The sequence below is a fragment of the Desulfitobacterium sp. PCE1 genome (assembly GCF_000384015.1).
Lineage (GTDB): Bacteria > Bacillota > Desulfitobacteriia > Desulfitobacteriales > Desulfitobacteriaceae > Desulfitobacterium > Desulfitobacterium dehalogenans.
Genome location: NZ_KB913023.1, coordinates 3,307,218 through 3,319,407, shown reverse-complemented (window position 1 = coordinate 3,319,407; position 12,190 = coordinate 3,307,218). Strand labels below are relative to the sequence as shown.

13 protein-coding genes are annotated in these 12,190 nt (G+C 49.9%); all 13 read left to right on the top strand.

Going from position 1 to position 12,190, the window contains the following annotated elements:
- Positions 1-43: 43 nt before the first annotated feature.
- The 13 genes from DESPCE1_RS0116630 to carA all read left to right on the top strand — a co-directional run bounded on the left by DESPCE1_RS0116630 (position 44) and on the right by carA (position 12,184).
- Complete coding sequence (locus tag DESPCE1_RS0116630; protein WP_014795161.1) at positions 44-1,288, top strand: NAD(P)/FAD-dependent oxidoreductase; 1,245 nt, start codon at positions 44-46, stop codon at positions 1,286-1,288.
- A 19-nt stretch (positions 1,289-1,307) separates the two neighbouring features.
- A complete protein-coding gene (locus tag DESPCE1_RS0116625; protein WP_019851089.1) occupies positions 1,308-1,949 on the top strand; it encodes a hypothetical protein in 642 nt (213 codons plus the stop codon).
- 135 nt (positions 1,950-2,084) lie between these two features.
- A complete protein-coding gene (locus DESPCE1_RS0116620; protein WP_019851088.1) occupies positions 2,085-3,008 on the top strand; it encodes a 1,4-dihydroxy-2-naphthoate polyprenyltransferase in 924 nt (307 codons plus the stop codon).
- 161 nt (positions 3,009-3,169) lie between these two features.
- Positions 3,170-4,018 (top strand): sugar phosphate isomerase/epimerase, encoded by an 849-nt coding sequence (locus DESPCE1_RS0116615; protein WP_014795158.1) that lies wholly within the window; start codon positions 3,170-3,172, stop codon positions 4,016-4,018.
- Positions 4,019-4,060: 42 nt separating this feature from the next.
- Positions 4,061-4,897 carry a pirin family protein gene (locus DESPCE1_RS0116610; RefSeq protein ID WP_019851087.1) on the top strand — a complete coding sequence of 279 codons (837 nt, stop codon included), beginning with the start codon at positions 4,061-4,063 and terminating at the stop codon, positions 4,895-4,897.
- Between the two features lie 201 nt (positions 4,898-5,098).
- Positions 5,099-5,476: a DUF5665 domain-containing protein gene (locus tag DESPCE1_RS0116605; RefSeq protein ID WP_014795156.1), complete on the top strand. Its 378-nt coding sequence runs from the start codon at positions 5,099-5,101 to the stop codon at positions 5,474-5,476.
- Between the two features lie 18 nt (positions 5,477-5,494).
- Positions 5,495-6,163, top strand: coding sequence for a TraR/DksA C4-type zinc finger protein (locus DESPCE1_RS0116600; RefSeq protein WP_019851086.1), 669 nt, complete (start codon positions 5,495-5,497; stop codon positions 6,161-6,163).
- Between the two features lie 78 nt (positions 6,164-6,241).
- Positions 6,242-6,697, top strand: a complete 456-nt coding sequence (lspA, locus tag DESPCE1_RS0116595) for a signal peptidase II (protein ID WP_019851085.1) — start codon at positions 6,242-6,244, stop codon at positions 6,695-6,697.
- A 33-nt stretch (positions 6,698-6,730) separates the two neighbouring features.
- Positions 6,731-7,732, top strand: coding sequence for an RluA family pseudouridine synthase (locus DESPCE1_RS0116590; protein ID WP_028305610.1), 1,002 nt, complete (start codon positions 6,731-6,733; stop codon positions 7,730-7,732).
- A 336-nt stretch (positions 7,733-8,068) separates the two neighbouring features.
- Positions 8,069-8,620: a bifunctional pyr operon transcriptional regulator/uracil phosphoribosyltransferase PyrR gene (gene pyrR / locus DESPCE1_RS0116585; RefSeq protein ID WP_014795152.1), complete on the top strand. Its 552-nt coding sequence runs from the start codon at positions 8,069-8,071 to the stop codon at positions 8,618-8,620.
- Between the two features lie 211 nt (positions 8,621-8,831).
- Complete coding sequence (locus DESPCE1_RS0116580) at positions 8,832-9,770, top strand: aspartate carbamoyltransferase catalytic subunit (RefSeq protein WP_014795151.1); 939 nt, start codon at positions 8,832-8,834, stop codon at positions 9,768-9,770.
- The gene (locus DESPCE1_RS0116575; protein WP_019851083.1) at positions 9,757-11,061 is read left to right on the top strand and encodes a dihydroorotase; all 1,305 of its coding nucleotides are present in this window, start codon (positions 9,757-9,759) and stop codon (positions 11,059-11,061) included. The genes DESPCE1_RS0116580 and DESPCE1_RS0116575 overlap by 14 nt, the downstream gene beginning before the upstream one ends.
- A 31-nt stretch (positions 11,062-11,092) precedes the next feature.
- Positions 11,093-12,184, top strand: a complete 1,092-nt coding sequence (gene carA / locus DESPCE1_RS0116570; protein WP_019851082.1) for a glutamine-hydrolyzing carbamoyl-phosphate synthase small subunit — start codon at positions 11,093-11,095, stop codon at positions 12,182-12,184.
- The last annotated feature ends 6 nt before the right edge of the window (positions 12,185-12,190 follow it).

Sequence of the window (12,190 nt, the reverse complement as noted above, 5' to 3'; positions counted from 1 at the left end):
AGATTTAAGAAGACGAAGGATCTAGGGATAAGGGGGGATTGTCATGCCTGAAGGGGTAAAACTCAAGGTCGCCGTGGTGGGAGGGGGTGCCGCCGGCTTGTTGGCAGCGGTAATCGCTGGGCAGGAAGGGGCCGAGGTCTCCATACTGGAAAGGAACCAAAGAGTAGGCAAGAAAATCCTGACCACGGGCAATGGGCGTTGTAACTTAACCAATATGGATTTGCATAGTTCACATTATCATGGCCAAAATCCAAAATTTGCTTATAGTGCTTTACAAAGCTTCGATAATCACCGAGCCATAGATTTCTTTGAGCGATTGGGTATTGCTCATAAGGTTGAGGAGGAGGGGAAGGTCTTTCCTTTTTCCAATCAAGCCTCCAGCGTTTTGGATGTTTTGCGCTATGAAGTGGAACGCTTGGGGATCGAGACGATTACCGAATCCGAAGTGAAAGAGATTCACAAGGTGAGCCAAGGCTTTGAATTGGTCCTCAAGGAGGGAAAGAGGCATTTTGCTCATCGGGTTATCCTGGCTGCCGGAGGTAAGGCTGCTCCCAATCTAGGCTCCAATGGCAGTGGCTATGCTTTGGCCGAGAAGCTGGGGCATCGTGTTGTGGAACCTTTTCCCGCTTTAGTCCAACTTAAACTGGAGTCCCCTTTCCTCAAGCAGATTAAAGGGATTAAATTTGATGGAGAGGCGGAAGTGCTGGTCAAGGGGAAAACTTTGGCCAAAGCCCAGGGGGAAATCTTATTTACGGAATATGGGATTTCCGGGCCCCCGATTTTCCAATTAAGTCGGACGGCTGCCGAAAAACTCAGGATGAAGAATGAAGTCTGGCTTAAAGTGGTGCTCCTCCCCGCTTGGTCCAGGGAAAGGCTTGACCAGTATCTGCGCAAGCGGTGGGAGGATTCTCCGGAAAAGAGCGTGCATTTCAGCTTTGTCGGCTTCATCAATAAGCAGTTGGTCCCCGTGGTCCTCAAACAGGTTGGCATTGAAGATATAAATAAGCCGGTGTCTGCTTTGACCTCCCGGGAAAAGGAAGGTATTTTGCACCTGCTTCAAGACTGGCGTTTTCAGGTCACCGGCACCAACAGTTGGACGGCTGCCCAGGTCACTGCCGGGGGTGTTGATGTTCGTGATATCAACCCCGGGACCATGGAATCCAAACTTGTGCCAGGGCTTTATTTTGCCGGAGAGATCCTGGATATTGATGGAGACTGTGGGGGCTATAACCTGCAATGGGCTTGGTCCTCCGGCTATGTGGCGGGGAAGAATGCAGCCGGCGGATGATGGAAGGTGGTGCGGGAAGATGATGATAAAATCCATTGCCAACCCGGAGATTTTTAAATTCATGGATACAGATCAAAAGCAATTCTATTATGGTGCATGTCAGCGCTGGTATCCTACGACTTGGCAGCGCCTTTCCGGCTGTGGTCCTTGCACTGCGTCCAATATCATGTATTATCTTACCCACACCGGGCCTTCTCCTCAGGAGGGTTTTCAGAGCCGCAATGAATGGGTGGCTCTGATGCAGGAGTTGTGGAAGTATGTTACCCCTTCCCTCAAAGGGGTGAATAAAATGAGTATGCTTTATGAGCCTTCGGTGGCATTTGCTCAGACCAAGGGGATTTCTCTTGAAGTGAAGCGCTGTGAGGTGCCTGAGGAGATGCAGCGCCGACCATCACTGGCAGAGGTGGTGGATTTTTTGGCTGAAGCCTTGGACCAGGACGCTCCGGTTGCTTTTCTCAACTGGTGCAATGGCGAGGTGAAAAACCTGGACCGCTGGCACTGGGTCAATATAATTCAACTGGAGTTCGATGAGGAAAAGAAGAAAGTCTATGGAACGCTTTTGGACGAAGGCCGAATAAAGAAGATTGATCTCGCTTTGTGGTTGGAAACCAGCACATTGGGTGGGGGATTTGTTTATTTTAGGAAAGCAGGGAGCCTTTAGGCTCCTTTTTTCACTGATTTCTTTCTTTATGCCTGCTTAAGAAATGGATATAATAATGCTGTTGGGTTGTCTCTTTTATGGTAAGATGAGAGGGCATCAGTAAGAAAAATTGAGAAATTCAATGAGGAGAGAGCTATGAGTAGTGATTTCAGTTCCCGTTCAACCCAAAAGCGAAATTGGAAGATATGGTGGGAATTAATTCGCCCCCATACCTTGACCGCCGCTACAGTTCCGGTTCTGCTGGGATCGGTTCTGGCCTTGCTTGAGGGGAAGACTCATCTCCTGCTTTTTGCAGCCATGATGATTGCCAGTCTGCTCATTCAAGCAGCGACGAATCTTTTTAACGAATACTACGATTATAAACGGGGATTGGATACGGAGAAATCTGTAGGCATTGGCGGGGGTATCGTACGCCATGGTATGGCTCCCGGCCTGATTATGACCCTTGCTCTAAGTATGTATGGAATCTCGGTGCTGCTGGGAGTCTATATCTGTGCTTCCACCTCCTGGTGGCTGGCGGCGGTGGGGTCCGTATGTATGCTAATGGGTTATCTTTATACAGGGGGTCCTTATCCTATTTCTTATACTCCTTTGGGGGAGTTGTTTTCCGGTTTATTTATGGGCTTTTTGATTATTCTGATTGCCTTTTTCATCCAGACCGGTTATGTCTCAAGTACTGCTGCTTTAGTGGCGGTTCCCAGCGGTATTTTAGTGGGCCTTATTAATCTGAGCAATAATCTGAGGGACCGGGATGGGGATAAGGCCAATGGACGCAGAACCATTCCTGTCCTATTGGGACCGGAAAAGACTATCGTATTTATGGGGATTATGTTTGCTGTTGCTTATCTCTGGATAGTGGGGCTTGTGGCAGTCCGGCTTATTACCCCGTGGGCTCTTTTGGCTTTACTGAGTATTCCTAAAGCGGCGCAAACGGCGAAAGGATTTGTAGGGAAGGTGGAACCGATTACCATGATGCCTGCTATGAAAGCCAGCGGACAGACCAATACCTTTTTTGGTTTGCTCTTGGCGCTGGGGTTATTGGTGGGGTATTTTCTCTAAGATTAAACTGACTTTTAATGAAGATACTGCCCGCCTAAGGCGGGTTTTCTTTCACTATTTTTTACGGAGCAATGGGCTGGAAGGTTTGGTAAAACCTTGGCGTATATTGATTTTGTGCTCAGCGTTAAGTGAGGGATAGAAAAGAGAGGAGGGGAAAGATTATGAAGGTGCTGGATCAAAAAATAGGTATTTTCTCCTGGTTTGGGTTCGTCCTTCCCTTTGAGGAAAGAATCGCTCTGATACAAGAAACGGGTTTTACAGGAACCTCTCTCTGGTGGGAGGATGAGGAGGAGCCCTTTCCTATGCCCAAGGAACGGATGCCGGCCTTAGTACGGGAAAGGGGATTAATCCTGGAGAATATTCATGTACCCTGGTGTGATGCCAATGCCCTATGGTCCGATGATAAAGCTTTGCGCAGGGCGATCATAACCAAGCATAAGCAATGGCTAGAGGATTGTGCACGGTTTGAGATTCCTTTGCTGGTTATGCATTTATGCGATGGGGAAAATCCGCCGGAGCCCAATGAGTATGGGTTGGAAAGTATGGGAGAGCTGGCAAAGGCTGCGGAGGAACAAGGAGTCCGGATTGCCGTGGAAAATACCCGCCGTAGGGATAGTGTAGAGTATGTTCTTCGGCATATTTCGTCCCGGGCTCTGGGTTTTTGTTTTGACAGCTCTCATCATAGGCTGACGGATCAGGAGGATTTTCATCTTCTCAGATCCTTCGGAGACCGCCTCCTGACCACTCATCTGTCCGACAATGATGGATTAAAGGATCGCCATTGGCTGCCCGGCCATGGAGTGATTGATTGGGTTAAAGTCGCCGGGGCCTTCCCGAGGGGGTATAAGGATTTTCTGACCTTGGAGGTATACCCTACTCCTTGGGAAGTACAAGAGACACCCGAGGAGTTTCTGGTGAGGGCTTATGAGAGAATTGCGGGAGTCAGAACTTTGCTTGAAAAGAATTCAAAACCTATCATGAGTGGTCCCGTTGCACTGCTTGATATATAGATGCTGCGGCTATAACCGTGATGAAAGGAAGGGGAAAATGATATGAAGAAACGTGACATTAAAAAAATGGTCCGCGGACAGAGAGAAACAGACGGCGCAGGCGTCCGTCTCATCCGTGTGCTGGGGAGCCGGGATGTGGAAGATTTTGATCCATTTCTTATGCTGGATTCCTTTGACTCGACGGACCCCTTGGATTATATAGCGGGGTTCCCTACCCATCCCCACAGGGGGATGGAGACCATCACCTATCTGATTTCAGGGGAAATCGAGCATGAAGACAGTCTGGGCAACAAGGACACCATTCATGCCGGTGAAAGTCAGTGGATGACAGCCGGCAGCGGCATTATGCATCAGGAAATGCCCAGGGAAGCCGGCAGAATGCTGGGATTACAGCTGTGGCTGAACCTGCCCCGGGGGGAAAAAATGGCTCCGCCCGCCTATTTGTCCATCACACAGGATATGATGGGCAAGGTACAAAAAGACGGGGCGGAGATCCGCGTCCTGTCGGGTCGCTTTGGAGAAGCCGTCGGAGTGACACCAAACCATATTCCGGCTTCTATCTATGATGTTTCTCTTGCTAAAGGGGGAGAGATTGAAATTCCCACGAACCTGGAGGAAACAGTGTTTATCTTTCTGATTGAGGGAGATGCCTCCATTAACGGAGAGTCGGTTTTATCCAAAACGGCCCTTCTGTTCGGGGAGGGGGACTATATTTCAGTATCCGCTCCTCCGGAATCTGAGCTGAGGTTCATTTTCTTTTCGGCCAAACCCCTGCGTGAGCCCATCGCCTGGGGTGGCCCTATTGTGATGAATACCCGGGAGGAACTGGAGCATGCTTTTGTGGAGCTGCGTAACGGGTCTTTTATAAAACATAACTAAAGGAATTTGCAGTATCCACATCCAGTTTATTCACGAAAGGCAAAAGCCGGTAAACCTCAGAGTTTGCCGGCTTTTCTCGTATCCGGATATTCAGCTTCATAGCAGCAAAAGTTAAAGAGAATTCCTTTTATAAGCAGAATTCAGTGTAATTTATTTTCACCTGGGGAACACTGATTTTGAAACCATGTGAGGTGAAGAAAGTTGACGGCCTCCGAAGAGGAAATGAGACATTCAAAAGAAGAAGCAGAGCGCGTTGATGAAGCTCTGGATGAAGCCCGGGCGCGAAATGCTGAGCCAACCGATTGGGAGGATCTGCGGGATAAGGTAACGGAGCTTTACTTGGTTCTGGAAAGGATCAATCTCACAGACTATATCGCCTATCTCAACAATCCCCGCAGACTTCTTTGGCTTAATTTTGGGGTCGGGCTAGTTAAAGGCTTAGGAGGTGCGATTGGGGCCACCCTCTTACTGGGCCTGTTAGTGATGTTTTTAAAGCGTCTGGTTCTACTCAATATTCCCGTTATCGGGGGAGTCATCGGCGAGATTGTCAAGATCGTCAATGCTCATAATGGATCTTAGACAAGGAGGAGACTTAGCATGGATACCACGAAGTACGCGCAGCTTATTGAACAACTGAAAAAGGATAAACAAGAAGCCATGGAAACAGCTCAGGAAGTGATTACGGGAGATATGAGAGAATCCATAGCCGAACTCTCCTTAATCGACAACCATCCGGCGGATATTGCCACTGAGGTTTATGAGCGCTCAAGAGATGTGGCCATCCGTGACCGTCTCCACCACCGCATCCAGGCTATTGATTCTGCTCTTCAGCGTTATGAGGAGGGGAAGTATGGCCTGTGTGAGCATTGTCAGAAAGAGATTCCCATGGGAAGGCTTGAAGCTTTGCCCTTTACTACGGTCTGTACTGAATGCAGCCGTCTTGAGGAAAAAGAAGAACAGCACTCCCTGCATCGGGACCCTGTGGAAGATGAATATCTCAACATGCCCTTCTCCAGGACGTTTAATGATGGCACGGATCGGGTGGGCTTTGATGGGGAAGATTCCTGGCAGGCCGTGGCCCGCTTTGGCACCTCGGATTCCCCGCAGGATTTGGGAACCAATCGGGATTTGAGTGATCCCAATACATTTTATGAAGATGGGGATGAAGTCATCGGTGCCGTACAGGCTGTGGAAACTCTCGATGTAGAACTGGAGCCCGGGTATGCCAATACAGTGTATTATGGGAAAAAGCACGGCCGGACATAGTCCTTATCATGATTGCCCCATCCTGCCCTCCTATGATAATATAGACTGAGCAAATAGAAGTTCTGGGAGGGTAATCGCTTGCTGATATGGATAACGATTGGGGTTGTTTGGTTTATTGACCGTGTGTTAAAGGTTTTAATTCAAGGGAATTTTACCCTCGGCGAATCGGTGGTTGTTATCCCTGACTTTTTTCATTTGACGTATGTCTTAAATCCGGGAGCCGCTTTCGGATTACTGCCGGGCCGGACCTGGATTTTTATCCCAACAGCCATTATTGTATGCATCGGGATTGTTTATGCCCAATTTAAGATACCCCGGCAAGAATGGCTGATGCGTTTGACCTTAGGGTTAATTGGAGGAGGTGCTCTGGGTAATCTCTATGACCGCTTGTTTATTGGCAAGGTCGTGGATTATCTTGATTTCCAAATCTGGCCCTTCGTGTTTAACTTTGCCGACAGTGCCATCGTCGTCGGTGTGGGGTTATTGATGATTAAGATGTTTCTTGAGGAACAAAAGGTACATAAAAGGACCTAATTGAAAAAAATGGGGATAGAACAGGGGATAACTATGGAGTGGGAAGGGTTAAATACTGGATTGGACGCTGAAGAACTGGAACTGGAGTTAGAGATCCAGGATAGGGATGACCAGGAATCGGAACCAAAGATGGAGTTTGAGCTTGCCGAAGGAACCCGCTTGGATGTGGGGGTTACGGAAGTGGTGGGTAAAAGCCGCTCTTTTATCCAGGGATTAATCGAGGATGGCCATGTCTTGGTCAACGGGGCCTCCAAAAAGTCCAATTATAAGGTGCGGACAAAGGATAAGATTACGGTGATCCTTCCTCCTCCCAAAGAATTGCAGGTGGAAGCAGAGGATATTCCTCTGGAAATCCTCTATGAAGATGAGGATGTATTGGTCGTGAACAAACCCCAGGGGATGGTGGTTCATCCGGCGCCGGGGGCATGGACCAAGACCTTGGTGAATGCCCTGCTTTACCATTGCCGGAATCTCTCCGGAATCAATGGAGTATTGCGCCCTGGGATTGTCCATCGTATTGACAAGGATACCTCTGGGCTTTTGGTCGTGGCAAAAAATGACTTGGCCCATCAAGGATTAGCTGAGCAGATCAAAGCCCACAGTATGGCCCGCCGGTATCTGGCCATTGTTCACGGAGTCGTGTTCGAGCCCTCGGGAACGGTGGAAGCTCCCATCGGCAGAGATCCTGCCGATCGCAAAAAGATGGCGGTGGTTTTTCAGAATGCCAAAGAGGCTGTGACCCATTATAAAGTCCTGGAGAGGTTCCGGGATTTTACCCTGATTGAAGCCCGGCTGGAAACAGGGAGGACCCACCAGATTCGGGTTCATATGGCCTATCTTAAGCATCCCGTTCTGGGAGATCCTCTTTACGGGCCCCGGAAGAACCCTTTTGGCTTACAGGGTCAGATGCTCCATGCCCAACTTTTAGGGTTTCAGCATCCGCGAACCGGGGAATATATGGAGTTCAGTGCTCCTCCTTCCGAGCTGCTCCAAAAGGTTTTGGAGGGGATTCGCAGGGATGGCCTTATTTCTTGATCAGGCTAAGATGCGGGAAAAAGGGTTTATTGACTAAAATGGCTTAATTGCTTAGAATATTATGCCAATTTATTCGGACATTGACAGGGGACAAAATCTAATATAGACTAAATTCAATGAAGCCTTTAAAAAGGTCCCGTGAGACACAGAAGGCAGGAAGAAGTAGGGTAAACTGTCTGCTGTGGTGGGCAGTTTTTTTGCACTGTCAGAAAGTATAAGCTTGCGCTATATACTTTCTAAGCATAAGTGCAACCAGCGACTTCGCTTCCGGGACGCGTGAATTTGAAGTTGGCGAAGTTGGGTTTTCTTTATATATGCCGAAAGGAGTGCAACCCTTTGGAAGGAATCACAAAGAGCAAGATCCTTGATGTGGATGGAATTCGTAGGGCAATCACCCGGATAGCTCATGAAATCGTCGAGAAAAATAAAGGAACCGACGGGGTGGTCCTGGTGGGGATTCGCCGCCGGGGTGTACCTCTGGCCGAGCGGATTCAGCAGAAGATCGAGGAATTTGAAGGGGTTAAGCTTCCTTTAGGAATCCTGGATATCACCTTATATCGGGATGATTTGAGCCGGATCGATGTTCAGCCTGTGGTTCATCAGACCGAGGTACCCTTTACCATTGAAGGGAAAACGGTCATCCTGGTGGATGATGTTCTCTATACCGGGCGCACGGCCCGAGCGGCCCTGGATGCCACCATGGATTTAGGACGAGCGGAAAAAATACAACTAGCCGTCCTCGTGGACCGGGGACATCGGGAACTCCCGATCCGTGCGGATTATGTGGGGAAAAATCTTCCCACTTCAAGCCGTGAGATTGTCTCCGTCTGCATTAAGGAGATCGATGAGACGGAAGAGGTCCTTTTGCTGGAGCGTGTGGATAAATAAAATCCATAGAAGCTGTCCTTTAAGAGCATGAAGCTCAAACTTCATAGACACCCTTTAAGAGCTTTCCAGAGAGTGAGCCAAGGGTAGAGAATGCTGGATACGTGTATCCTTATATCCTCTTGCCTTTGGCAAGGGGATTTTTTGTAACTATGAAGGGTATAAGAACCACGGATTCGTTCAAGGTAATAAAAAGGATAAGGGGAGAAAGAATATGGGCTGGTCACGTAAAGATTTACTGCATATTGAAGATTTAAAACCTGAGGAAATTCAACTCATTCTCAATACTGCCAAACCCATGAAAGACATCATGTCCCGGGCGGTAAAAAAATTGCCTACCTTCCGGGGGAAATCGGTCTACAATCTGTTTTTTGAATCCTCAACCCGCACCCGGACTTCTTTCGAGACAGCGGCGAAGATTCTCGGCGCCGATACCACCAGTCTGGCGGTGGCTCAAAGCAGTCTGAATAAAGGGGAGACCTTGCTGGATACGGTGAGAACCTTGCAGGCCATGAAACCGGATATCGTGGTCATCCGTCACTCCAGTTCCGGGGCGGCCCAGTTTCTGGCGAAAGAGCTCAAGGCCGGTGTAATCAATGCCGGGGATGGACAGCATGAGCACCCCACCCAAGCCCTGCTGGATGTGTATACTATGCAGGAGCGCCTGGGCAGTGTGGAAGGGCGCAAGATTCTCCTTGTGGGGGATATTCTGCACTCCCGGGTGGCCCGCAGCAATGTCTGGGCTTTGCGGAATTTAGGGGCGGAAGTGGTTCTGGTGGGACCGCCCACCTTGCTCCCCCCTGAGATCCACTCCTGGGGAGTGAAGACAACCTTTAATCTGGATGAGGAACTGCCCGGAACCGATGTGATCATGGCCTTGCGCCTGCAGCTGGAGCGCCAGCAATCAGGACTGCTCCCCAGCTTAAGAGAATACTCACAGCTCTATGGAATTACGGCGGAACGGGTCAAAAAGACGGACAAACAGACCTTGATCATGCATCCCGGTCCGGTGAACCGCGGGGTAGAGATCGAGAGCAGTATCGTCAATTCCAGCCAATCGGTGATTGAGGAGCAGGTGACCAACGGCGTCGCGGTCAGAATGGCTATTATGTACTTATTGATGGGAGGGGGAACCGGTTATGTGGTGGATTAAAAATGCTCAGGTTATTGATCCTGCTCAGAACATTTCCGATATCCGGGATGTCTTGATCGGAGAGGGGAAGATTCTCGAGCTTAAACAAGGAATCACCGAGGCCGAAGCCAAAGCAAAATCCGGAGGAACAGAGTGGCAGGAGATTGAGGCCGGGGGATGCTATCTTTTTCCCGGATTGATCGATGTTCACACTCATTTGCGGGAACCGGGCAGAGAGGACAAGGAAGATATCGCCAGCGGCTCCCGGGCAGCCGTCCGGGGAGGATTCACCACCATATTGGCGATGCCCAATACCACTCCGGTACTGGATCAAAAAGCCCTTATCGAATATGTGGTGAACCAAGGAAAAAAAGTTGGTTTAGCCAGGATTCATCCCATCGCAGCCATAACCAAGGGCCAGGAGGGGAAAGAACTGGTGGAGATGGTGGAGTTGGCCGCTGCGGGGGCGGTGGGCTTTTCCGACGATGGAAGAGGAGTTCAGCGGGGGGAAATGATGCGCCTGGCTCTGGAGTATGCCAAACTGACGTCCTGTCCAGTCATCAGTCATTGCGAAGATGAGAGCCTGGCCCATAAGGGAGTGATGCACCGGGGAATAGTCAGTACCCGTCTGGGCTTAAGAGGAATTCCCAGCAGCTCGGAAAGCGTCATGGTGGCCCGGGATCTTCTCCTTGCTGAGGAAAGCAGAGGGAAGCTCCACTTGGCCCATATCTCTGCTAAGGAGAGCGTGGACCTTATTCGTGAAGCCAAAAAGAGGGGGGTGGATGTAAGTGCTGAGGTCAATCCTCATCATTTACTCTATACCGATGAAGCCATTGCCCGGACCCCCTATAGCACATCCTATAAAGTCAATCCTCCCCTGCGCACGGAAGAGGATCGGCAGGCACTCATCGAAGGCTTGCTGGATGGGACGATTGATATGCTGGCTACGGACCATGCCCCCCACACTTGGGAAGAGAAGACCAATCCCTTTGATGAGGCTCCTTTCGGAATTTCCGGTTTAGAGACTGCTTTGGCCGCAATTTGGCAAGAGCTGGTGATCACCGGCATTCTTCCGCAAGAACTCCTGATTAAAGCCTGGAGCATGAATCCTGCTCAGCGTTTCAATCTGTCGGGGGGAACCTTAAAAGTCGGCGCACCGGCGGATCTCATTCTTTTTGACCCTGAGCACACAGAGCTCATCGATACGGATTATCTGGCCTCAAAAGGTAAGAACACTCCTTTCCTGGGGCAGAGACTGAAAGGATTCCCCATCAAGGTCTGGGTGGACGGATGCTTGGTTCATGAAATCTAGGGAACCGAAGGGAGAAAAAGGAGGACTTAGAATGGCGTTTCTTGTATTGCAAGATGGTACTACTTTTGAAGGTGAAGGATTCGGAGCCTGGCCGACAGATAATACTATGGAGACCCAAGCAGGGGAAGTGGTGTTTAACACCTCCATGTCAGGGTATCAGGAAATGATCACGGATCTTTCCTGTACAGGTCAGATTCTTGTCCTGACTCATCCTCAGATCGGGAATTACGGATGGCATGATGAAGAAAATGAAGCAGATAAAATTCTCCTTAAAGGGTTGGTGGTTCGGGAGCTCTCCCAGGGAGAGGGCAGCGGACATAAGGATCGTTCCCTGGAAGAGTTTTGTAGACTGCATAAGATCTGGGGACTAAAAGGAATCGATACCCGGGCCTTGACCCGCCATATCCGCAACCAGGGCACCCTCCCGGGTGTCTTTGCCCAGACCCGGGAGCAAGGAATGAACTATTGGGGGGAGTATGCCGACAACCTCCAACATAGGGAGAAGGAGCCCCATTGGGTTTATCAGGCCACCATCAAAGAAAGTTATGAGATTCCGGGGAGTGGTCCCTATGTAGCGGTTCTCGATTGCGGGGGAAAGCGCAATATTCTCCGCACCCTGCAGCAGAGAGGATTAAGAATTCGTGTCTTTCCCGCCTGGAGCAGTGCGGAGGAGATTTTAGCCACCTCCCCCAAGGGAGTATTTATAAGCAATGGACCAGGAGACCCCAGCGGACTGTCCGAGATCATTCAGACTGCCCGAGCACTGCTTCCTGAGCTGCCGATGATGGGGATCTGCCTTGGTCATCAGATTCTAGCCTTAGCTGCCGGGGGAAAAACCTATAAACTGCCCTTTGGGCACCGGGGAGGGAATCATCCCGTCCAGGATCTGCGCACAGGCAAAACCACTATGACGGCTCAGAATCACGGCTATGCCATTGCAGAGGATTCTTTGGCAGGGACAGGGTTCCAAGTCATTCTGCGCAATTTGAATGATGGAACGGTAGAAGGGATGGAGCATACCCGGTATCCCATTTTCTCCGTTCAGTATCACCCGGAGGGAGCACCGGGGCCGGAAGAGAACAAAGAACTTTTTGAACGCTTTTTTGCCGCTGTCGGAGCTTGAACCGAT